This window comes from Flavobacterium psychrolimnae (assembly GCF_003312425.1).
Taxonomy (GTDB): domain Bacteria; phylum Bacteroidota; class Bacteroidia; order Flavobacteriales; family Flavobacteriaceae; genus Flavobacterium; species Flavobacterium psychrolimnae.
The window spans coordinates 1-23,341 of record NZ_QNUX01000018.1; the positions used below are offsets into that span (position 1 = coordinate 1).

At 34.6% G+C, this 23,341-nt stretch carries 18 protein-coding genes and 2 pseudogenes; 9 read left to right on the forward strand and 11 right to left on the reverse strand.

Annotated elements, in window-relative coordinates; translation table 11 throughout:
- The coding region (omp85, locus tag DR980_RS15265) for an Omp85 family outer membrane protein (RefSeq protein ID WP_146779251.1) at positions 1–613 on the forward strand (613 nt) is incomplete at its 5' end.
- A gap of 286 nt (positions 614–899) precedes the next feature.
- Here omp85 and DR980_RS16690 read toward each other — a convergent pair.
- Positions 900–2,373 (reverse strand): annotated as a pseudogene (locus DR980_RS16690) (IS1182 family transposase); the annotation flags it as partial.
- A gap of 422 nt (positions 2,374–2,795) precedes the next feature.
- Between DR980_RS16690 and DR980_RS15285 the strand changes: the two are divergent.
- The 8 genes and pseudogenes from DR980_RS15285 (at position 2,796) to DR980_RS15320 (ending at position 10,923) form a co-directional block, all read left to right on the forward strand.
- Entirely contained in the window at positions 2,796–3,467 is a 672-nt protein-coding gene (locus DR980_RS15285) for a hypothetical protein (RefSeq protein WP_243699488.1), read from the forward strand.
- A 51-nt stretch (positions 3,468–3,518) separates the two neighbouring features.
- Positions 3,519–4,295 carry a DUF2490 domain-containing protein gene (locus tag DR980_RS15290; RefSeq protein ID WP_099715223.1) on the forward strand — a complete coding sequence of 259 codons (777 nt, stop codon included), beginning with the start codon at positions 3,519–3,521 and terminating at the stop codon, positions 4,293–4,295.
- Positions 4,296–4,301: 6 nt separating this feature from the next.
- Positions 4,302–5,012 carry a TerC family protein gene (locus tag DR980_RS15295; RefSeq protein ID WP_099715222.1) on the forward strand — a complete coding sequence of 237 codons (711 nt, stop codon included), beginning with the start codon at positions 4,302–4,304 and terminating at the stop codon, positions 5,010–5,012.
- Positions 5,009–5,806, forward strand: a complete 798-nt coding sequence (locus DR980_RS15300) for a Fic family protein (RefSeq protein ID WP_099715221.1) — start codon at positions 5,009–5,011, stop codon at positions 5,804–5,806. Before DR980_RS15295 ends, DR980_RS15300 begins: the two co-directional genes overlap by 4 nt.
- Before the next feature lie 2 nt (positions 5,807–5,808).
- Positions 5,809–6,327, forward strand: a complete 519-nt coding sequence (locus DR980_RS15305) for a mechanosensitive ion channel domain-containing protein (RefSeq protein ID WP_099715220.1) — start codon at positions 5,809–5,811, stop codon at positions 6,325–6,327.
- The gene (locus DR980_RS15310; RefSeq protein ID WP_099715219.1) at positions 6,311–7,048 is read left to right on the forward strand and encodes a DUF2490 domain-containing protein; all 738 of its coding nucleotides are present in this window, start codon (positions 6,311–6,313) and stop codon (positions 7,046–7,048) included. Before DR980_RS15305 ends, DR980_RS15310 begins: the two co-directional genes overlap by 17 nt.
- A gap of 178 nt (positions 7,049–7,226) precedes the next feature.
- A pseudogene (locus DR980_RS15315) lies at positions 7,227–8,513 on the forward strand (HTTM domain-containing protein).
- Between the two features lie 385 nt (positions 8,514–8,898).
- Positions 8,899–10,923 (forward strand): TonB-dependent receptor family protein, encoded by a 2,025-nt coding sequence (locus tag DR980_RS15320; RefSeq protein WP_315167353.1) that lies wholly within the window; start codon positions 8,899–8,901, stop codon positions 10,921–10,923.
- 119 nt (positions 10,924–11,042) lie between these two features.
- On the opposite strand, the gene DR980_RS15325 is transcribed toward DR980_RS15320, so the two are convergent.
- The 10 genes from DR980_RS15325 to DR980_RS15375 all read right to left on the reverse strand — a co-directional run bounded on the left by DR980_RS15325 (position 11,043) and on the right by DR980_RS15375 (position 23,336).
- Positions 11,043–11,876: a universal stress protein gene (locus DR980_RS15325; protein WP_099715218.1), complete on the reverse strand. Its 834-nt coding sequence runs from the start codon at positions 11,874–11,876 to the stop codon at positions 11,043–11,045.
- Positions 11,877–11,938: 62 nt separating this feature from the next.
- A complete protein-coding gene (locus DR980_RS15330; protein WP_099715217.1) occupies positions 11,939–12,850 on the reverse strand; it encodes a TerC family protein in 912 nt (303 codons plus the stop codon).
- Between the two features lie 660 nt (positions 12,851–13,510).
- Positions 13,511–16,243, reverse strand: a complete 2,733-nt coding sequence (locus tag DR980_RS15340; RefSeq protein WP_099715215.1) for a cation-translocating P-type ATPase — start codon at positions 16,241–16,243, stop codon at positions 13,511–13,513.
- 77 nt (positions 16,244–16,320) lie between these two features.
- Positions 16,321–16,755 carry a phosphate-starvation-inducible PsiE family protein gene (locus DR980_RS15345; protein WP_099715214.1) on the reverse strand — a complete coding sequence of 145 codons (435 nt, stop codon included), beginning with the start codon at positions 16,753–16,755 and terminating at the stop codon, positions 16,321–16,323.
- 575 nt (positions 16,756–17,330) lie between these two features.
- A complete protein-coding gene (bioD, locus tag DR980_RS15350; protein ID WP_199074831.1) occupies positions 17,331–17,954 on the reverse strand; it encodes a dethiobiotin synthase in 624 nt (207 codons plus the stop codon).
- A 224-nt stretch (positions 17,955–18,178) separates the two neighbouring features.
- Positions 18,179–19,525 carry a dihydroorotase gene (locus DR980_RS15355; protein WP_099715212.1) on the reverse strand — a complete coding sequence of 449 codons (1,347 nt, stop codon included), beginning with the start codon at positions 19,523–19,525 and terminating at the stop codon, positions 18,179–18,181.
- Between the two features lie 98 nt (positions 19,526–19,623).
- Complete coding sequence (locus DR980_RS15360; RefSeq protein WP_158234598.1) at positions 19,624–20,313, reverse strand: DUF2490 domain-containing protein; 690 nt, start codon at positions 20,311–20,313, stop codon at positions 19,624–19,626.
- Between the two features lie 116 nt (positions 20,314–20,429).
- The gene (locus DR980_RS15365; RefSeq protein WP_199074795.1) at positions 20,430–21,209 is read right to left on the reverse strand and encodes a carbonic anhydrase; all 780 of its coding nucleotides are present in this window, start codon (positions 21,207–21,209) and stop codon (positions 20,430–20,432) included.
- 195 nt (positions 21,210–21,404) lie between these two features.
- Positions 21,405–22,367, reverse strand: coding sequence for a sodium-dependent bicarbonate transport family permease (locus tag DR980_RS15370; RefSeq protein WP_099715210.1), 963 nt, complete (start codon positions 22,365–22,367; stop codon positions 21,405–21,407).
- 9 nt (positions 22,368–22,376) lie between these two features.
- Positions 22,377–23,336 carry an L-threonylcarbamoyladenylate synthase gene (locus DR980_RS15375; protein ID WP_099715209.1) on the reverse strand — a complete coding sequence of 320 codons (960 nt, stop codon included), beginning with the start codon at positions 23,334–23,336 and terminating at the stop codon, positions 22,377–22,379.
- Positions 23,337–23,341: the final 5 nt, after the last annotated feature.

The window sequence follows — 23,341 nt, forward strand, 5'->3', positions numbered from 1 at the left end:
AAATGGTGGTTGGATTTCAATTTTACAAACCGCATTAATTTATGACACAAGAGATTTTGAACCCGACCCAACCAAAGGTTACTATTTTGAAATAGCAAACGAATATTCTAGCAAATATATTGGCTCACAATTTGACTTCAATAAACTTTTTATTCAAGCAAGAGGATATCAAAAGTTACCTTTTGGAAAAAGAACTGTTGTCGCTGGAAGATTTGGAGTTGGTAACATTTTTGGCTCGAATACCCCATTTTTTGAATTTCAAGACCAATGGAGTCCAGAAGGTAGCATCAATGCACTTGGTGGAAAGCAATCGTTGCGAGGTTATCGAGCAAATCGGTTTTTAGCACGTTCTATGTGGTTCACAAATATTGAATTAAGATATAGAATTGCAGAAACAAAATTAGGAAAACAAAGATTTGCTTTCGGTGTCGCACCATTTTTTGATGCAGGAACAGTAAGAGACGAATGGCAAAATCTAAACTTTAAAAACATTCGTTACTCGTATGGTTTAGGTGCAAGAATTGCTTGGAATCAGTCCACAATTTTATCATTTGATTACGGAATGTCAAAAGAAGATAAACTCTTCTACATCGGCATAGGTCAAGCTTTTTAACAAATTAGTTTGGTATTATTTGTAAAGATTTTGGAGATATAAAAACATTGTATGTTACAAACAGAAATATAAAACTACCTAGCCTGATTTATATTTATTGCTATCGCAATTATATATATCCGACTTACATTGATTGAAACCCGCAACCTAATTATATAAGGATTGCAAAACAGAACGGAAACAGAAAGAATAAAGGGCATCTGCCAACAGCCGTAGCTGTTGCGCAACCTCATTCAAAAACTAAACTTTCAAAATAAGTATAAAAAACAACCTCGTTTAAGCACATTTAAGCGAGGTTTGTTTTTGGTTTTAAGTTGTAGTTTTTAAAAAATAAGCCACTTAAAAACAAGTATTTCAAGTCATAAAAAGCTGTTTTTACAGAAGTGGGTGCTTTTGTTTGTATTTCATTTACAACTCCAGCTTTTGTTTTTGTTTTTTTGGTGATAAACTTCAAATATTTCTTCAAATTATAGGTTAATGCTGCCATCAAAACGTGTTTGTTAGCTTGCTTGATTCCTCTTGTATTTACTCGCTTCATATTGGTAAAATTGACCAATGTTCCAATTACAGGTTCTACTGTTTTACTTCTCACGCGTACCATTTTCTTGGCATAGTGTGGATTTTGGGTGAGTTTTAAGTGCATTCTGTCGTAGTGTTCTTTGTGGATGCTGTCGTCTATCTTTTTAAACTTGGTGCTTTTTCCGCAGCATTGTTCTCGTAGTGGACAGTTTTTGCAATCGCTCTCACTACTGCGATAGGTACGTTTGGTGTAGCCTTTGCTATCGATTTTTTCGCCTTTAAATACTAAATTAGCTTTGTTTCCTCCTGCTTTTATACATTCGTACTGATGCAATTCTTTGTTGAAAATAAATCCTGCTCTCTCAGGTTTGTATTGCCCAAAGTTTGGAATGTAGGCATTGATGTTTTTTTTGGTTCAAATACTTTAAAGCTTCTCCACTACTGTAACCTCCATCGGCTAAAAGTTCTTCTAATTCAATGCCGTTTTCTTGTAAATTTCCCTCTGTTAGTTCAACTTTTTTTTCTAAACATTGACTATCGCGTTTGTCTGCAAAATCAGAACAAGCTCCTGTTATTAAGTGATGAGCATCGTCAACAGCGATTTGTCCAAAATAGTTTAACTGTCTTGCCTTTCCTGGTTTTACACTTACCCTGGCATCAGAATCTGTGAGTGAATAATGGGTATGATTCGATACATATTTTGGACGTATTAAATTCCCGTATTCATCTACTCTATCGCCTTTTTGATTGGCATTAGGCATTCCTTTATAGGCTTCTTGTTTCCAAGCGTGGTGTTGTTCCACTAGTTTCTTTCTGGTGCTGGTTGTTTTGAACTCGCTATTCTCTTCCAATTCATTTACAAAAGCACTGGCATCTTCCAATACTTCTTTCTCAACTAAACTATCCATAGAAGCATTGGCTTTGATAAAAACGCTATCCACGGCTTGACGTTTGCCTCGAATCATCCCTTTGGAAACACATATCCTTAAAACGGCTTTGAATAAGGTTAAAAATACTTCTTCGCCATACAACTGACGGGTTCTACTAATTGTGCTGTGCCAAGGTAAGGCTTCATCAATGTCATACCGGATAAACAAACGAACATCTAAACAATTGGAGCAATATTCTATGAGTTTTCTATCCGAATTGATATTGTTTAAATAGCCTACCAAACAGATTTTGAAAAACACAACAGGATCAATACTTTCTTGTCCTTCCTCTCCATAATACTGGGCTGTGGCATAGTTAAAAATACTATTTTATTTATTTTTTCGCAAGTTTTTTTTGATATATTTGTTGTGGTGTGCAACAAGCACAGCCGTTTCTCGCAATTGCGAATTTTGTGGTACGTTCACGTTTAAGTTTCGTAAGAAATTTTATCTTTGAAAGAAAATAAGTAGTTCCGAAGCTCGCAACCTCGCCAAGCGCCGGAACGTCAGGCCATGAAAAAACTAAAAAGAACCTCTTGAGAATCCCATATTTGAGATTGTTCTTTGGTAGCCCTCCGAATACTCTCTAGATTTGAAGAGGTTTTTTCACAGCCTGACGTTAGGTGCAAGCGTAACCACACGAAAACTACAGCATCCCAACCAATAAAAGTTATCTTTGCAAGTGGACAAGCCGAACACCACATTAAGAAGTAGGCAAAAGAAAAATAAATAGAATGACAATGAACAAAAAAATGATTTACGGTTTAATCGTAATAGCTGGTTTAGCAACATCCTGCAACCAAGCAACAGACAAAGTAAAAGAAGAAGCAAACAAGGTAATTGCTCAGACAAACGAAAGCGTTCAGAAAACAATTAACGACTTAGGGTTGGTTTATGTTGAAGAAGGAGCACAAACGATTATTACTTACGAAGAAGTAAATGCTGCACAACAAGCCTGGTGCGATGCTTTGGTAAAAATTGGACAATTGAAAGAAGAGGGTGGAGATTACAAAGCCTTTGCAAATGAAGTACTGTCTTCAGCTTACAATTATGACAACGGTAAAGTATTTTTTAAACCAACATTAGCCTATGGCGACCAAACTTTTAGAAACGACAAAAAGGGTGCATTAGCCTATTTTATAGGTGGCGACCCTGACTATCCGAACGACAAAGGCTTTGCATTGACACCGTGGGTTAAAGCAAGATATGACAATGCTGGAGAGAAAAACGAAGGCATACAAATTTACGGTTCTGTAGCAATTACTATGGGTAATGTATGGGTAACAGGTAAAGACGGTAAAGAAGTAATGGTTGACAAAACTTGGGTTTTCAAAAAAGGCAAAGACGGAAAACTTAGAATTATTGTGCATAAATCAGCCCTTCCTTTTACTCCACAAACTAAATAATTAACTAAAAGGGCTGAGCTTAGCTCAACCCTTTTAATACTTTCCCAATTTATGCTAAAAAGATACATAATTATAATCATTTTTCTTTCCTTAAGTAATACTTCATTTTCCCAAAATACAAGAATAACAAACCGTAATTCCATTGGGTGGTATAATTATTTTGGCACATTTAAACTCAACAACAAATTTGGACTGCATACGGAATATCAATTTCGCAGAAACGATGTAATAACAGAATGGCAACAAAGCTTGCTACGAGTTGGGGTGAATTATCAACTCAATCCAAAAATTCAATTACGAGTTGGTTATGCTTGGATAGAAACTTTTCCCTATGGTGAAATCCCAATAAATGGAATGGGAAAAGATTTTACTGAACATCGCTTATTTCAAATGGCAACAATAACTGACAAAGCAGGTATTGTGGATTTATCGCACCGTTTTATGCTTGAACAGCGTTGGGTTGGTAGGTACTCCAATGCCAATTTGAACAAAGAAGATGAATATCCTTTGCTTAACAGGTTTAGGTATATGTTTCGTTTACAAGTCCCTTTAAAAGGAAAAGAAATAAAAGATAAAACACCATACTTAGCCATTTATGAGGAAGTGTTTATTGGTTTTGGTGAAAACGTAAATGAAAATATTTTTGACCAAAACAGGTTAGGTGTTTTAATGGGTTACCGATTAAATCAAAATATACGATTAGAGGCAGGTTATTTAAATCAAATCCTTCAACTTGGGCGTGAAGTAAATGGTAGAAATGTTTTTCAGCAGAACAATGGATTTATACTAAATGCAAATTTCAATATTGACTTAACAAAAAAACAATAATATCCAATGAGCGAATTCATAATACCACTTATTACCCTTATATCTTTAGAATTAATTTTGGGGATTGACAATATCATCTTCATCTCCATCCTTACAGACAAACTACCACCCGAACAAAGAAACAAACTTCGATATATGGGGCTTGGCTTGGCTGTGGTTTTTAGGCTTATATTATTAGCTGGTATAGCTTGGATATTAAAGTTAGACCAAACACTTTTTACGATAATTAATATAGACATCTCTGGAAAAGGAATAATATTAATATTAGGAGGTTTGTTTTTAATATGGAAAAGCACAAAAGAAATATACCACAAAACAGAATTAGCTAACAATCCTGAAAAGGCAAAAACATTAAACGGTAATTTTAGAAAGCTACTTTTAGAAATCATTATATTGGATTTAGTTTTTTCTATTGATAGTATTATTACAGCAGTAGGTATGGTAAAAGAACTTTGGATAATGTATGTGGCAGTTATTGTTAGTGTCGTTATAATGCTTATTGCATCAAAACCAATAAGTGAGTTTATACAAAAGCATCCTTCATTCAAGATTTTGGCACTATCTTTTTTAATTATGATAGGTATCGCTTTGTTAGGCGAAGGATTGCATTTTGAAATTCCCAAAGGATATATCTATTTTTCAATGGCATTTTCCTTTATTGTAAATTTTATACAAGTAAAAACCCATACAATGCCTAATAACGAGCTTGCAAAATGAAATTACTACCAGTAGAAATTATTCAAATAAATCAAAATAAAATAGATGAAATTGACAAAATCATAAAGTCAATTTACCGTCTTATTATTTATAGTAGGCACCACCTTGACGATGACCTTTTAGACATTTATTTAGCAGGCTATCATAATCTTAAAGAACTCGTTGGCATCAAAAATGCCCAAATGGAAGCTCAAAACGAAGAAGAAGCCAAAGAGTATTTATTAAATTTAAAAGTATCGCTGGATTTTGTTGTTGAAGAAATAATTTTACAAAACAATTTTGAAAAGGAAGTTCAGTTATTTCAGCTGTTGCGTTTAGTTTCCCCTGAAACAAATGCCATTCACCCCAACCGATACAGGCAAACTCTTGTTCAAGTAGGCGGACATATTTGTCCCGAGCCAACAATAGTTGCTCATTTGGTTTCCGAGCTATTTTATAAAATTCAATCAATTCAAAACCCTATAATAAGGGCTATTTACTTTCATCACGAGTTAATAAGAATACACCCTTTTGTAGATGGTAATGGACGTGTAACAAGAATTGCCAAAAACTGGATGTTGATGTATGACTTATACCCTCCTATATTTATTAATGATGCTTCACAAAAAAAGGAATACATAAACACATTGAGTAATAGTTTCAAAGAACTTATGAAACAACCCGACAAATGGAACAACTACACTTCACAGTTTTTTGAACAAGAACTTGACCGCTTATTATATAATGCCAAAATGCTTTATGAGAGCATTAACCTAACTGGGCAAAATAGAGAAAAACAAATAACAAAACAATAAGAATGGAAACGTATAAAATTCAAATAATTGAAACAATCATAGCTGTAATTAGCTTTTTTGCTGTAAAAATAATTTTAATGTATTTCGTTAAACTAACAATTAAAAACTCATACTTCAAAAATGCTGAACAAAATGATGTTTTAAAAGTAATCAGACTAATATTAATGGTCGTACTTTGTATTATCATAGTGGCTATATGGAGTGTTAAGCAAGAAAACATTTTAATATTTGCAAGTTCGTTACTTACTGTTTTTGGTGTAGCACTTTTTGCTGAAATGTCCATTCTTACGAATATTACAGCTTGCCTAATTCTTTTTTTCCAACACCCAATAAAAGTTGGTGATACCATAGCAATAACTTTTGAAGGGAAAGAAACTGAAGGTGAGCTAATAGATATTACTTACTTTTTTATCTTCATAAAAACGCCAAACAGAGGAGTATTAACAATCCCAAATGCCTTACTATTAAAAAGTTCATTTTTGGTAGTAGAAAAATCTATCAAAAATGAAGTTAATAAATAACAAACGAACGATACTATTTCTATTGAGTTTTATGATTTATCCTACGATAACTTATGCACAGCAATTCGATTTAGGCTCTTGGAATATATTAAATATCAAATACAATCACAATGACAAACTAAGCTTATTTGGCGAAGCACAATTGCGTTCATTAAAATTTTACAACGACTTTCACTATTACGAATATAAAGGCGGTATAAACTACAAAGTTCATAAAAATGTAAATTTGACATTAGGAGCAGGTAGCTACCAAACATATAAAGAAGGAGGCAATTTTGTTCTACCAAAAAATAATGACGAATTTAGACTTTGGCCACAGGTAATACTTTTTCAATCAGTCGGTAAATTTAAAATAGAACAACGATACAGAGCAGAATTGCGATGGACGAGCAATGGCTACCGTAACCGTTTTCGTTATAGATTAGGTGCATCTTATCCATTTGGGAAAGAACGAAATGGGTACAAACCTTTTCAGACAAGCATTAGTAACGAATTGTTTTTTACCGACAACGAGCCTTACTTTGAACGGAACAGAATACAAATGACACTGAACTATAAACCTTCAAAAGGCTCAACAATCCAATTGGGGTACTTACATCAGTTCGACTATAAAATAAATGATGAAACAGGTCGGGACTTTCTTGTAGTAGGTTTTTATTTTGAACTGTTCCGAAAATTGGCAACAAAAATAGAAACAGAAAATGAGCTTAAAGACAATTGACAATATGAGAACGCCAGTACCTAACAGCTAAGCTTTCGTTGCGTGCGTAGCACGAACAATGAAAGCTGTGTTGAACGGAACCACTCTACATCCATACCTTATGGGTTTTTCGATAAATGTGTAAGAAGAATTTCAAGAGGCATCAACGCTAGCTTTTTTTAGGCTAGCGTTTGGCGTTATGATGGTTTTAAGTCTAATACGATTTGTGAGTTACGGTTGGATTGATAAATTTTATATCCAACCCCAATTTCACTTTACGTATTATGGTTTTGAGTGGGTAAAGCCTTTAGGAATTTATACTTATTTATTGTTTTTTATTTCAGGATTAGCTGCCTTATTTGTCGCCATTGGATACAAATATAAATTATCGATCATTACCTTTTTCCTGAGCTTTACCTAAATAGAATTTATGGATAAAACCACTTACCTAAACCATTATTATTTTATTACGGTTGTGAGTTTTATAATGATTTTTCTGCCGGCAAACGCCTATTTTTCTGTTGATGCCTATAGAAATCCAAAAAGTGCCTTTTAGAAAATCCCGAGTTGGACTATTGATATTTTAAAATTGCTGTTAGGAATTGTCTATTTTTATGCAGGTATAGCAAAACTCAATTCCGACTGGCTTTTTAAAGCCATGCCACTCAAAATATGGTTGCCAAATAATTCAAATTTACCAATAATTGGTTCTTTATTAAACGAGAATTGGGTGCATTATGCTTTCAGTTGGACAGGAATGATGTACGATTTAAGTATTCCTTTTTTATTACTTTATAAAAGAGCCCGATTATTCGCTTTTGTTTTAGTGGTAGTATTTCATATTTTGACTAGAATTCTTTTCCCAATTGGTGTTTTTCCATTTATAATGATTGTAAGTTCATTGCTCTTTTTTGATGCGGATTTTCATAAAAAGTGTTTCCTAACTGTTTCAAAATTATTCAATTTCAGTATAACTTTCTTTGAGAACGGAAAAGAAAAAATTCAGAATTTCAATGGGATTTATAAAATTAAAATCGCCTTTTTAACCTCTTTTATAACTTTCCAACTACTGTTTCCTTTTCGATATGTATTGTATCCAGACGAATTATTTTGGACAGAGGAAGGATTTCGGTTTTCGTGGCGCGTGATGCTTATGGAAAAAGCCGGTTATACACAATTTAGTGTTACCGATGCGAAAACAAAAGAAAATATAATGGTAGATAACAGTCATTTCTTAACCACTTTTCAGGAAAAACAAATGTCTTTTCAACCGGATTTTATTTTGGAATACGCACATTTTTTACACGATTATTACCAAAAACAAGGTATTTATAACCCGGAAGTTAGAGTAGAAAGCTACGTCGCTCTCAATGGAAGATTAAGTCAAAAATATATCAATCCAACAATAAATTTAACCAACGAAAATGAAACATTCCATCACAAAACTTGGATATTACCTTTTAACGATGAAATTAAAGGATTTTAGTTACATCCTGTTTTTATTGTTTACAATAGATAGTTTTTCCTAATATAAAATTTCAGGAATAACTACAGCTGACGATGGTAGAATACTGGCTTCCGTTGAAGTATATAATAGATCTTCCGGGACTAAATACCTATCTAACGCTAAAGGAGAGTTTTCAATAGAGTTTGACAAACCAGGCAATTATGAACTCGTTTTTTACAAAGAAAACTATGCCTTTTTAGAAAAAACAGTTTCAACATCCGAAGAAAGTATTGTTATTATTTTAGATAAAATCACCAACCTTTCGGAAGTAGTTATCAATAAACAAAAAGAAAAAATATTTGCACTTAATAAATTAAAAGATATTGATGAAACGGCCATTTATGCCGGAAAGAAAACCGAAGTAATCTCGTTAAACAAACTTACGGCAAACAAGGCAACCAACAATGCACGTCAAATATTTGCTCAAGTTGTAGGATTAACAATCAACGAAAGTTCAGATGGAGGTTTACAATTAAGTATTGGTGGACGTGGATTGGATCCAAACCGAACATCCAATTTTAATACCCGACAAAACGGTTATGATATCAGTGCCGATGTTTTGGGTTATCCCGAAAGTTATTATGCAACACCTACCGAGGCTCTCGAAAAAATTCAAGTAATTCGCGGTGCAGCATCATTGCAATATGGAACCCAATTTGGCGGATTAGTCAATTTTAAATTAAAAACGCCAAGCAAAAAACCATTCGAATTTACAACAAGAAATAGCATTGGATCTTATGGTTTGTTTACCAATTTCACTTCATTAAGCGGTACAAAAGATAAATTCAGTTACTATACCTTTTATAATTACAAGCAAGGAAATGGTTTTAGATCCAATTCTGAATTCGAGAGTAAAAATTATTTTGGAAATTTAAATTATCAATTAAACGATAAAACTTCCTTGCATTTGGACTACACTTATTTTAATTATCTAGCCCAACAAGCCGGCGGATTGACCGATGTGATGTTTAACGATAACCCTACACAAAGCAACAGAACCATGAATTGGTTTGCAGTAAACTGGAACTTATTTGCATTGCGCTTGAAACATAAATTTAATGCTAATGCCGATTTTTCACTGCAATTATTTGGGCTAGATGCTAGCCGCAAAGCTGTTGGATATCGTTCCAATAGAGTATCTAATCCTGATGTATTAGGAACGGAAAGAGATTTAATAGTAGGGGAATTTGTCAATTGGGGTGCTGAAGCACGATTTTTAAAACGGTACAGAATAAAAAACAACACCAGTGCTTTTTTAATTGGAGCCAAATATTACCAATCTGAAAATTCCGGAATTCAAGGTCCGGGAAGCTCCGGTAGTGATGCCAATTTTAATGTTGCCGATGCAGAATTCCCTTTTTATCAAAATCAATCCAATTATACATATCCGAACTTGAATGTATCTGTTTTTGGGGAGAATATCTTTAAAATAACACCTAAGTTCTCTATTACTCCAGGTTTTAGATTTGAAAAAATAAAAACACAAGCAGAAGGTTCTTATCGGAAAATAAATCTGGATTTAGCAGGAAATGTGATTTTAGACGAAACTAAGTTTGAGAATAATATAAAAGACCGAAACTTTGTTTTAGTAGGAGTTGGATTAAGTTATAAACCACGAAACAGAATTGAATTTTATGGAAATGTTTCACAGAACTATCGCTCTGTAACTTTTAATGATATTCGAACCGTAAGTCCAAGTCAGGTGATTGATGAAAATATTACAGATGAAAAAGGCTATACTTCGGATATTGGAATTCGCGGGCAAATAGGCGACAAAGTAACTTTTGACGCAAGTGTTTACGGATTGTATTATGATGATAAAATTGGTGAATATGAAACTAGAAATCCCAATGGTTCAGCAGCAATAGTACGATTCCGAGATAATATTGGAACAGCAGTCACGTATGGTTTTGAAACGATGTTCGATTGGAGTTTAAATAAAACATTTTTCAAACAAAACGACAACTTTTCTTGGAATGTATTCTCCAATATCGCTATCACCGATTCGGAATATTTAAAATCAGACGCACCAAATATTGAAGGAAATAAGGTAGAGTTTGTTCCGCTTTATAACATTAAGACAGGAATTGGGTATAAAAACTTTATTTCGAGTGTACAATTTACCTATGTTTCTTCTCAATTTACGGAAGCTAATAACAGTAAAACAGATGTAAATGACAATACGTATGGCATTTTTGGTCAAATTCCAGCCTATTATGTAGCTGATTTCTCCACCTCCTACAAATGGAAAAACTGTAAATTGGAAGCTGGAATCACCAACTTTACAAACAATAGTTATTTTACAAGAAGAGCAACTGGCTACCCAGGACCAGGAATAATACCTTCTGATACTAGAACTTTTTACACAACTTTAGAATTTGTGTTTTAGAGTAATAAAAGCTTACCCTGATCTTCTCCTAAAGTTGTTGGTAAGTATTAAAATCAGTAAATTACGGGAAGTTGCCTATGAGTATTTTACCGTTCTTTTCATCTCTCCATTTCTTGGACTTATATTTTATTAAAAACGAGTAACGGTACTTTGGCTTTAAAGGAATAATTGGCTGAGTTACTGGAGAAAAATATTTTGTCGAAAAAACTTCTGTTTTGTTGCGTGAACATAATCATCATGGAAGGTTTTGACTGCTTAATTACCGCCTCTATGTTTGAAATTAAACTCTTGGCCAGATTGATATTTTCGATATGCAGTTTAATATTATGCTTTGAATTTTTTTTTACCAATTCATCTATGGTGTTTTTGTTGGTTGTTATTTCGGCGGGGAAATTGAAATGGAGTATTTCAACTTTTGCCTTTAATGGCTTCGTGAATTCAATTACTTTTTTCAGTTCATTTTCAAGATTTACAAGATCGGAGGCGTAAATAACGCTCTTTATCTCACTTCGACGATAATTCTGGGGTACGGCTATAACAGGAACTGTTGAATGGGAGATTAGACTGGAAGTGTTTGTGCCGAATATTTTTTTCAGTTTTCCTGAGCCTCTGGTGCTGATGCAGATAAAACTGAATTTATTTTCCTGGGCATATTCCCGGATATTGCTGTCCGCAAGAACAGCACTATTTATTATACACTTCTTATTTATAGAAACAACATCCATGTCCCTATAAACCGATGCTACAAATTGGTTTAGTTTTTTTTGAATTTTATCCGCTTCTTTCCTTTCATAATCAGCAAAGGCAAGATTGCTTAACGACGTGAGATTTGCCATGTAGTAGGAATGAAAAAAAGTCAACTCAAATTTATGTTGGGATGCCAATTGAATGGCAAAACGCAAACCTGCTTTTGAATTTGAAGAAAAATCGGTGGTAACAAGAATTTTATCCATTATCTTTTATGTTAATTGTTATTATGGCAAAACACTATTCAATTGACCGATTAAATCTATTATCATCTCTTGCGAGACATCAATGATGCTGCAATGCTCAAGATTAAAATAACGAGAATTACCAACAAAGCAATTTGTATTGGCAATTTGTAGAAATCAGCCAGCAACATCTTCAGTCCAACAAATATTAATATCAAAGCAAGTCCCTTCGACAAATACCGAAATTTATCCATCATTCCCGCCAGTGCAAAATACAAAGAGCGCAAGCCAAGTATTGCAAACACATTTGAAGTATAAACAATAAAATGGTCTTGTGTGATTGCCAGTATTGCAGGAATGCTATCCGCCGCAAAAATCAAATCGGTGGTTTCAATCAACACCAATACTAAAAATAAAGGCGTTGCAAACCGTTTCCCATCTTGTTTTACAAAAAATTTACCACCATGCAGTTCATTAGTAACAGGCATTACTCTTCTGAATAATTTTATAAGGGGATTTTTTTCTGGCTCAATTATTATCTCCTTTTGCTTAAGCATCTTATATCCCGTATAAATCAGTATCGCCCCGAAAACATAAATCGTCCAATGGAATTTTTCGAGTAACGCGACTCCCGCAAAAATAAATGCAGCCCGCATTATTAAAGCTCCGATAATTCCCCAAAACAAAATTCTATGCTGATGGATAGCCGGAATTTTGAAATAAGAAAAAATTAAAACGAATACAAAAATATTATCTACGCTCAATGCTTTTTCAATCACATAACCCGTAAAAAACTCCAATGCTTTTACCTCGCCTTGCCAGTAATAAATAAGCCCATTGAAACACATGGCAAGTGTTATCCAAACCCCCGTCCAAATCATGGCTTCTTTAATGCTTACTTCATGCGCTTTGCGGTTAAACACCCCTAAATCCAATGCCAGCATCAGCAGTACAAATACGTTAAAACCAATCCAAAAACTCAAATCCGTTTGCATACTTGTACTTGTTTAATTTTTCGACTCCTCTTGTTTTACCAAATTCATTTGGTCGATTTTTACGGTTTACCAAAATGTTTGTCTATTGAATCTTACTAAAATACTTTTCTATAACGATGGTCTGACAGTCTGCGTCTACAAGCTGTTCGGGATTTACTTGTACAAACTGTATTGAACGAAAACGCTTCTTAAAGGTAATGAACTTTTTGGCAAATGCCTAACAAAATTTTATAGCATGAAAAAACTTGATGCTTGTATGAATCCTTTATAGTTTGTAATACCTATACTATTGATTATAGTCATATTTCATATTCTATTGTTTATATTCGGTTCGATTTTTTTTTCTATAATACTCTGTAAGTTTGACACAAATGTTGCGGCATAAAAACCTTGTTCAATACTCCAAACTGTATGACCTCTAAATTGTTCAAATTGTTGCTGTGTTGTTTCACAGTAATTGCCAAAGTAGTTTCATGAGTTCAGTGTTTATGTTTTTTTATTTCATCGGCATAAGGATCATATCCATCTTGTTTTAGGTTTTTGTTGATTGGTTCACAAAACATTTCATTTACTATGCTACAATCCATTCTTCCTCCTTGTAAAACACTTCTTGACAACAAGTTTTTCCTCGCATATAAAACATGTACTTCACAACAAGTATTACATCTTAACATTTTTAAAATATTTTCTTTGAATCCATTTTTCAACACTGATAATTATTAGAATTGAAAAAGCTACCATGGCTGACATCCCCCATGCCTCAGCTTTTAATGGAGATGAATGAAACCAACGATTCATAAATGGAAAATAAACAAAAGCGGCTTGAACAAACAGTACTGTTGCAATTCCGATATAAATAAATGGATTGGAGAAAAGCCCGATTTGATTGACTGAAAAATTAAGAGATCGGCAATCAATAAGGTAAAACACCTGAAATAAAACCATTGCTGTTACAGCCATTGTTTGAGCTTCCGAAATGGCCAGTGAGTGTTCCATGCCTCTGGACAGTTCAATATTATATTCCCAAAGAAATAATCCAATTGTTCCACCTGCCATTACCAGAGAAACCAGTGTCATCCTGAAAATTATCAAAGAACTTAATAAAGGTTTATTGGGCTTACGTGGAGGACGATTCATTACATTGGGTTCCATTGCTTCAAGTGCAAGCGGCAATGACAAGGCAACGGCAGTTATAAGATTGATCCATAATACCTGAACAGGCTGTATTGGGATGAGTAGAATTCCCCCTTCAGAGGGAAAAAATAACACGGCAATAAAAATAACCAATCCCAATCCTATACTTGTAGGCAGAAGAAATACAATCGATTTCAAAAGGTTATCAAATACTCTGCGTCCTTCTTCAACAGCAGCCTTTATACTTTCAAAATTATCATCGGCCAGGATAATGTCTGCCGCCTCTTTGGCAACAGCCGTACCACTGATACCCATAGCTACGCCAATATCTGCACGTTTAAGTGCTGGGGCGTCATTTACACCATCTCCTGTCATGGCTACCACTTCCCCGTTGGCCTGAAGGGCTTTTACTAGATTTAATTTATCTTCGGGGGATACCCGTGCGAAAATATTGGTGTTTTTTACTACCTCTTGAATCTCCTGGGCATTCAAATTCTGAAGTTCCTTTCCGGTGATAACCCTGTCTGCATTTATAAATCCAAGTTCCCTGCCTATTGCTGCGGCTGTTGCAGGATGGTCTCCGGTAATCATTTTCACCGTAATACCTGCATTATGACACGAATCGATCGCTTCTTTTACTTCCATCCTTGGAGGGTCACTTATGGCCTGTATCCCTAAAAAAGTAAAATCGCAAAGATCCTCTTCCGTAATGAGTGATGAATGTTCGCTATCCAACTTTCTGGAAGCGAAAGCCAATACTCTCATTCCTGTTCCTGCTAATTGTAAAGCCTCCGTTCGTACCTGTTCTGTGTCAAAGACAATGGATGAATTTTCACTATTTAATAAAAGTGGAATAACTGATTCAGGTGCGCCTTTAAGGTAAATCATTTTTTCTCCGGAAGGGGATAGATGGAGCGTAGCCATTATTTTTTTTTCGGAATCAAAGGGTAATTCATCCAACCTCCGCCATTTGCTTCTTAGTTCGTCCTCGTTTATTCCAAACTTTCCAGCTACTGCTATCAGGGCAACCTCTGTAGGGTCTCCTACTGATTTCCAATGACCCTCTTTTTTATGAAGTGTTGCGTCATTGCACAGTGCTGCAGCCTTAATAAGTTCACCAATTTCATCATCTGTTCCTTCTTCATCGGAATCATTTTTTAAAATTTTACCATCAGTATTAATGCCTACTCCTGTAACATTGAATTTTTGCTTTCCATTCCAAAGTACCTGAACGGTCATTTCGTTAAGGGTAAGCGTTCCCGTTTTGTCTGAGCAGATTACAGTGGTGCTACCCAAGGTTTCTACAGCAGATAAATGCTTGATAATAGCTTGTCTCTTTGCCATTCGCATAATACCGATAGCTGATGCAATAGTAATTACGGCAGGCAGTCCTTCTGGGATAGCTGCTACCGCAAGAGTAATGGCAAAAAATATTGCATCTATGAATGTATAATTACGAAATATTCCTATTAGAAAAACTAAAATACCAACAAGGATGATGGCATAGGTAATTCCCCGTGCAATTTTTTCAAGAGATTTTGTCAGTGGAGATTTGACTGATGTGGTAATTTGAAGAAGTGCGGAAATTTTACCAATCTCGGTTTTAATGCCTGTCAAAACAACTACGCCTTCTGCTGTGCCGGAAGTAATCAATGTGCCGCTAAAAACCATATTTTTACGATCAGCAACTCCTGCATCTGCGTCAATAATATCCGTGTTTTTTTCCACCGGCAAGGATTCTCCTGTAAGGATAGATTCATTACACTGCATATTTTTTACGAATGTGAGCCGCATATCTGCCGATACCTTATCGCCAGCCTGAAGCAATACATAATCACCGGGAACTAGTTCAGCAGCCTGAATATTCTTTTGCTTTCCATCTCTAATCACTGTAGCATTTTCCGGAATTAATTGGAGAAGCCCCTGAATGGTTTTTCCAGCCTGGTACTCCTGAACAAACCCGATAATGGCATTAATAATTATTACACAAAACACCACTATACCATCTGTGATTTTGCCCATAGTTATAGCAAGGATGGTAGCAGTAAGTAGAACATATATAAGCGGGTTAAGAAATTGCCTCAGCAAAATTTTAAAGGCACTTTCTCTACTTTGCCTGTAAATGATATTAGGTCCTTCCTTTTTCAAGCGCTTCCCAGCTTCTGTTGTACTAAGACCTTCAGAGGAAGTATCGAGACTCTCTAATACATTACTGTATGAAACTGAATGCCATTCTTTATTTTGGACTATGCTACTCATAAAATCTTCATTTATCGTTACTTAATTATCTAAAAAACAATTAAAATCATTCAGAAATAGGTGCTACTTAAATTTGTTCAGGGTTTGTTTTGTGGTGTCTTACAATATTTCAACAAAAAATAAGCAAGACCGAGCGCAGCAATTAACAAAGCTAAACTTACAATAGTATTACTATTTGTTTGCTGTATATCTAGTGTGATTATTTTAGTTGAAATAGCAATAATTGAGATTTCTATAATTGGAATAGTAGGAATTGTATCGGATGAAATAATTAATAGCAATGCTTTTATAAGCTCATATCCAACCGCAATAATCAATATCAAATTAAACACTTCGAATAAAGTGGAAACATCAATCAATAAATAAGGTGGAGCGGTAATTTTTTTAAATTCTAAATAGTAAAGATGTAATGTGCCCAATATTAAAATTAAAGTCATAATTCCAATTAAAACACGAATTATATTTTTATTAATGGCTATAATTATTCTTAAAAATTTATCATCGCTCTTCATAGTATTTTTTTTAACAGATTAAAGTTGGAGATTAATTATTTCAATTTTTAAGCGTTGGCTTGTCAAATCGGCAAAAAGCCCTCCGAAAATTGATCTTAAGTTTTCGATATTTTATGTTTGTCCTCCGTGTCAATTTTATCAGGGTTGTCTTTTACGCTATTAAAGTCCTGCTATTACAAGTAAATTTAGTTATAAAAATGTGTCCTTTTAGCAATATAATTGTTTTTTTGTTTTTTTTTAATTGGTTGTTAGCAAAATACAGAAACATTAGCTTGTTGGTTAGCAAAACGTTAATCCTATGTTGTCGATGTTTTATGTTTAACAACTATGACAATTTTGTAGGATCTTTGTTTTTTTTGCGTAAGTTTTATTTTTCCACTTTCCACATTTTAATTGTCAGCTTAAGTTCGGCGATTTAGTTTTTTCATGCTTCTATTTCCCACTTTCCAAATTTCGTTTTTTTGCGCCATTGCTTGCTGACGAACCTGATTTACCAAAAGGTAAAATACCCAACCATCGTTCAAACGGGTTAACTTACTCTAGACTAAGGTTTGAAATAAAAACCCACTTAAATTTTAAAGTAGTGATTTTATATTTGGTTCAGAGGCGTATTTTAAAATGGTTTGCTTGTCAATTGTTTCTTCATTATCAATGCGAAATAAAGATTTCAGCCCCGTGTATTCACAAATGAATTTCTCACTGGTATTTACAGGATTCCCGTTAAATATTATTCCTTTAATGGGAATGTTTCTGCGTTGAAGAGCTTCGACGGAAAGCAGTGTATGGTTTATGCTTCCGAGATAATTTCTGGAGACCAGAATAACTTCCACTTTTAATTTTTCTATAAGGTCAATTACCAAAGAATCATTATTGAGCGGAACCATCAAACCGCCTGCTCCTTCTATAATGAGATTATTGTTGGTTGGTGGAACTTTAATGGAATCTAAATTAATTGTAACGCCATCAATAGCGGCAGCGGCATGTGGAGACATTGGTTCTGTAAGGCGGTACGCTTCAGGGAAAAAATCAGAAGTGGAATTACTGATAAGTCCCTGCACTTTCATTGTATCTGTTTGGTGCAGATCTCCGGATTGAATAGGCTTCCAATAATCGGCTTTTAGCGCTTCGACGAGAATGGCTGACACGATTGTTTTTCCTATATCCGTACCAATTCCTGTTATAAAATATGTTTTCATTATGTTGTGTTTTTTTAATTGAATTCGTGACTACTCAGTAACCACAAATAATAGACATTTTTTTGCCGCTAAGACACAAAGGCGCTAAGTTTTCAAGTCATTTAATTTGATAATTTAAGTAATCAACTTAATCTCTTATTCTTTTCCAACTATTTCCTTTGAGCCTTTGTGTCTTTGCGGCAATTTTTTATTATTCGACTTAGCAGTTATAATTGAGACCTGAATAGTTACTTGAATTCTAATCTTTGCCCCGGAATGAATTCGGAAAAATTACCATTCTCATAGACTAGATTTCCGTTAACAAACGTATGGGTCACTTTTGACTGAAATGTTTCGCCTTCTAATGGCGACCAACCGCACTTGTACAAAATATTTTCTTTACCAACTGTCCAAGGTGAATTCAAGTCAACCAATGTCAAATCGGCAAAATAACCCTCACGGATAAAGCCTCTTTTTTCGATACCATAAAGTATCGCTACATTATGACACATTTTTTCGGCGATTTTCTCTAAAGAGATAAGCCCTTGCTTGTATAATTCAAGCATAATATACAGGGAATGCTGCACCATTGGCGCACCCGACATGGATTGGAAGTATGGCTTTTCCTTTTCTTCCAAGCTGTGCGGTGCATGGTCCGTAGTGATAATATCAATTCGGTCATCCAGCAAAGCCTTCAAAAGACCTACTCTGTCTTGCTCCGTCTTTATGGCAGGGTTCCATTTTATCAAGGTTCCCAATCGCTGATAGTCTTTGTCTGAAAACCAAAGATTTTGAACCGATACTTCGGTGGTAATGTTCTTTTCTCTTAGCGGTATGTCGTTTCGGAACAAATGGGTTTCGGCCTCTGTGGTCAAATGCAGAATATGCAACCTTGCCTTGTGTTTTTCGGCAATGGCAATAGCTCTTTTGGTAGATTGATAACATCCTTCTTCACTGCGAATTAATGGATGACATGCAATTGGCACATCTTCACCATATTCTGCTCTGTAAATTTCCTCATTCTCTTCTATGATTTTTTCCATTTCTGAATGAATGGCAATAATGGATTTACAATTCGAAAAAAGTTTTTCCATAGTGTCTGGACTATCGGCAAGCAAATTTCCCTTCTTGGTAAAATAAAGTCCATCATCAGAAACCCCTATGAATTGAGACGTATCCATTTGAAGTACACTGTCTAAATTGTCGTTATTAACCCCTAAAAAGAAAGAATAATTAGCCCAAGATTTTTTTGAGGCAATACGAAATTTCTCATCTAGAATTTCAGTGGTCAATACATTGGGAACTGTATTTGGCATATCGATAAAAGAAGTTGTGCCGCCCGCAACAGCTGCTCTACTTTCTGTATAGAGATCTCCTTTATGGGTTAGTCCGGGTTCCCTAAAATGCACTTGCCCATCTATAATACCCGGAAACAGGTACTTGCCGGTTCCATCAATGGTTTTAGCATCCTTTGTGATTTCTCCGGACAGATTGCCGATTTTTTGGATAAAGCCGTTTTGGATAAAAACGTCAGTACTTTTTATCTGACCTTCGTTGACGATGTTAACATTTTTTATTACTATAGATTGATGCATAGGTGGTACTTTTGGTTGTTATTTGAATTCATCCCTAATATTCAAAGAAATGACATTTGATTTTACTGAAAGTTTCTAATTTTAGATAAGCTACACGACTATTTCACGGCATCAAAAGACAAATGCGTGGTAAGCATAAATCCATTGTTATATTGAAATACCGATTTGTCATTTACCCTTTTTCCTTGTTGCAAAATCTGACTCAAATAACCTGCTTCAATTTTTACATTTTTATTTACTTTATAACCGACTAAAGCAGCCAATCTATTTTGATCAAAAACATTCGCTCCGACATTTTTACCAAAACCGACAAACACCTCATCCAATAAAATAATGCTCACGCTGTTATTGTCGGTACTATTTTTATATATAGAAATCTCCGTTCTTAACCTGTATCGCATCCTGTTCAGGAAAACCCAGTCTGTGTTAGTTACTCCATTTTGAGTAATGAATTTTTCAAGAAACCGTTGTTCCAAGGTAAACCGATGGGACACCTCCACTTTTCCTATTGGATTTTTCAAAACTATTTGCTCATACATGCGATGTTCAGAGAAAGCATTTGCATTTGGATAATCGCCATAAGGATCCGTTTCGGCAAAAGCATAACCTGCATTTAAACTTACATCCTTTCTCAGGGCATAATTCACCCCTGTTGGCAGCAAACTTTGTTGCGGATTTTTTAGCCCATCTACTCTGCGCCATTGGTATTCGGTATGCAAAGCAATTTTTGGATGTATTTTTAAGGTGCCGGTATAGGCAAGCCAGCCAATACTATTATGGTCAGACAATCTCTGTTCTTGCGAATAAGTATAATTGTGTAGAAATAGTGTTAGAATAAAAATAAATATGACTGTCCGTAACTAATACCAAGTTGTTTCTAAAGCGGCAATCATATAGTTCAATATTATTGTTTAGACTTATTTTGTGGCAGATTTAATAGAGTTTCTTCCAGAAATTCTACTTTCCCTGTATGAATATCGTATACGGCACCCACTATTAAAATTTCGCCATCAATATATTTTTTGTGTAATATTGGGTCCAAGTCTCTCAGATCCGCTACTTGGTCAATTACGTTTTGTCTCACAGCATTATTAGTAGCATTACCAGCAATATGAGAGGATTTTGCAACTGCTCCTTTTATTTCGTTGATAAGCGTAACAATATGACCAGGTACGTTTTCAGGACGTTTAACTGCTGCATCAACCGCGCCACATTCTGTATGACCAAGTACAACTATTAATTTTGTATTTAATTTTAAAACAGCAAACTCCATACTACCATAAGAAGCAGCCGCAGAAACTTGACCTGCTGTACGAATAATAAATAAATCTCCCAAACCTTGGTCAAAAATTAATTCATTTGGAACACGTGAATCTGAACATCCTACAATTGTAGCAAATGGTTCTTGTCCTTTTTCTAATTTTTTGATAAAGCTAATGTCTTGTCTTGGGCGTATACTTTTGCTCTCAATAAATCGTCTGTTACCCCCTTGGAGTTTTTTAAGTGCGTAACGAGGATTTGCATAAGCAGAATCCCTATTTACAATATAATGGTCAACCCTCCATTTAACAGAATCAATTGCCATTAGAGTTCTAGCCTTTTTTTTGTTAGCTTTTTCTGTTTGTGCATGTGTGATATTTTGAATTAATAACAATGCAATAGCGATCAAAAAGTGTTTTTTCATAATAATATATTTAATGTTTAGACTATATCAATTTTTAAAATAACTTCTAAATCTATTTAATGATGAAAGTAAAATTATGATTTGAATTTCAATGGTTATATAAGGTTTAATTTATTATTGCTAATTTACAACAAATGAACTGATTGATTTGGTTGATAGTTTTTTTATTCTATTAGTGATTACAATTATTATTTTTTAACAACGAAGAATAATAGACAAATAGATAGGCATTCCAAAAGTAATATTAAACGGAAAGGTAACGGCTAATGCCATAGGCAAAAATAAACCTGGATTGGCTTTTGGTGCTGCAATTTTCATGGCAGCAGGAACCGCAATATAGGAAGCACTTGCTGCTAGAATGGCAAAAATAAATCGGTTGCCAACCTCATCAGTCACTAGTTGACTTAAAAAAGCTACTACTACCCCATTAATCAGCGGTATTACAATGGCAAATACCAAGGTAGACCATCCACTTTTAATGAAATCGTCTAATTTTCTTCCACTTACAATACCCATGTCTAATAAAAAAATTGCTAAAAACCCTTTGAAAATATCAGTGGTAAAGGGTTTAATTCCCATAGCTTGTTCTTCGCTAGCTAAAAAACCAATCACCAAACTTCCAAGAATTAATAAAACACTTCCATTGGTTAAAGAATGTCTTATGACAGAACTCATTTTACTGGAACTAACTTCTTTCTTGTTGTATAATCTAATTAAAATTACTCCGATGATTATTGCTGGTGCTTCCATCAATGCCATTACGGCTACCATATGTCCGCTGAAAGTATATTTTTGAATTTCCAAAAAAGTTACTGCTGTTACAAAAGTTACCGCACTAACCGAACCATATGCTGCCGCAATTGCACCCGAATTTTCAACACTAAACTTTTGCTTTAAGATAAAGAAACAATAAATAGGAATGACAACCGCAATTAATATCCCAAATAAGACTGCCCAAATGATTTCCATATGAAAATCACTGTGCGCCAATTCTTGTCCGCCTTTAAATCCAATAGAAAACAATAAATACAAAGAAATAAACTTGGATGTATTGTCTGGAATTGCTAAATCGCTTTTCAATCTTGTGGCAATTATACCAAGAAGGAAAAACAATAAAGCCGGATTTGTTAAATTATCTAGTAGTAAATCTAAATTCATCTTTTATTTTTATTTTTTTGTTGCACGTTCTAATCTGTCGTTAATGGATTTTCCTAATTCAAAATCCGGAAATCGTTCCGCAACAATCATATCTAAGTCCATTTTATCCAATCGATGCATTGCAGCATACAAATGTGAGGTAGCTTCTTTTAAATCTCCTTTTTTGGATAAAATTTCTTGATGAAAAACAGTAGCATTTTCGATCCTTTCCTTAAAAAGTAACAATCCGATTTTTTCATCTGGAAATCCCCTGATGAATTGCGCTACATCACTTTCTAAAAAAGTGGTGGTTGCTGGTGCGTAATGTCGTGATAACATTCCAGGCGCATCTGGTGCGTTTTCTTTTTTGTTTTTAATTTGGATTTTCCCGATAACTTCTTCAATATCTTCCACAGAAATAGAACCCAATCGATATAATATCGGTTCTTCATTTTCAAAACCAATTATCGTAGATTCTATTCCGTTTTGGCAATCGCCTCCATCTAAAACCATCTGTAATTTTTCACTAAAATATTCCGCAACATGCAAAGCATTTGTTGGACTTATTGCCCCAAAAGGATTGGCACTTGGAGCAGCTAATGGAAAATCTAATGCTTCCAACAATGCCAAAGCTGTAGCATGATTTGGAATTCTAATAGCCACAGAATCTTTTCCTGCAGTAACTAAATCGGGAACCGCTTCTTGTTTTTTCAACACCATAGTCAAAGGTCCCGGCCAAAATTTATCAGCTAACAATCTAGCTTTTTTCGGTATATCTTTTGCTAATTCGTCTAATTGTTCGATTGATTTAATATGAACAATTAAAGGATTAAAAAAAGGTCTTTGTTTCATTTCAAAAATCGCTTTTATGGCTTTTTCGCTGTAAATATTTCCAGCCAACCCATAAACCGTTTCTGTAGGAATGGCAACCAAATCTTCTTGGACTAAAATCTTGGCAGCTTTTGATATGTCTTTTGAAACCATTGTCATAATTC

Bases quoted from the DNA above. Each gene is read 5' to 3' on its own strand.
- DR980_RS15345 (WP_099715214.1), bottom strand. From the start codon at position 16,755: ATGAAGAGCGATGATAAATTTTTAAGAATAATTATAGCCATTAATAAA.
- DR980_RS15370 (WP_099715210.1), bottom strand. From the start codon at position 22,367: ATGAATTTAGATTTACTACTAGATAATTTAACAAATCCGGCTTTATTG.
- DR980_RS15295 (WP_099715222.1), top strand. From the start codon at position 4,302: ATGAGCGAATTCATAATACCACTTATTACCCTTATATCTTTAGAATTA.
- DR980_RS15375 (WP_099715209.1), bottom strand. From the start codon at position 23,336: ATGACAATGGTTTCAAAAGACATATCAAAAGCTGCCAAGATTTTAGTC.
- DR980_RS15290 (WP_099715223.1), top strand. From the start codon at position 3,519: ATGCTAAAAAGATACATAATTATAATCATTTTTCTTTCCTTAAGTAAT.
- DR980_RS15330 (WP_099715217.1), bottom strand. From the start codon at position 12,850: ATGCAAACGGATTTGAGTTTTTGGATTGGTTTTAACGTATTTGTACTG.
- DR980_RS15325 (WP_099715218.1), bottom strand. From the start codon at position 11,876: ATGGATAAAATTCTTGTTACCACCGATTTTTCTTCAAATTCAAAAGCA.
- DR980_RS15340 (WP_099715215.1), bottom strand. From the start codon at position 16,243: ATGAGTAGCATAGTCCAAAATAAAGAATGGCATTCAGTTTCATACAGT.
- DR980_RS15365 (WP_199074795.1), bottom strand. From the start codon at position 21,209: ATGAAAAAACACTTTTTGATCGCTATTGCATTGTTATTAATTCAAAAT.
- DR980_RS15305 (WP_099715220.1), top strand. From the start codon at position 5,809: ATGGAAACGTATAAAATTCAAATAATTGAAACAATCATAGCTGTAATT.
- DR980_RS15355 (WP_099715212.1), bottom strand. From the start codon at position 19,525: ATGCATCAATCTATAGTAATAAAAAATGTTAACATCGTCAACGAAGGT.
- DR980_RS15310 (WP_099715219.1), top strand. From the start codon at position 6,311: ATGAAGTTAATAAATAACAAACGAACGATACTATTTCTATTGAGTTTT.
- DR980_RS15300 (WP_099715221.1), top strand. From the start codon at position 5,009: ATGAAATTACTACCAGTAGAAATTATTCAAATAAATCAAAATAAAATA.
- DR980_RS15285 (WP_243699488.1), top strand. From the start codon at position 2,796: ATGACAATGAACAAAAAAATGATTTACGGTTTAATCGTAATAGCTGGT.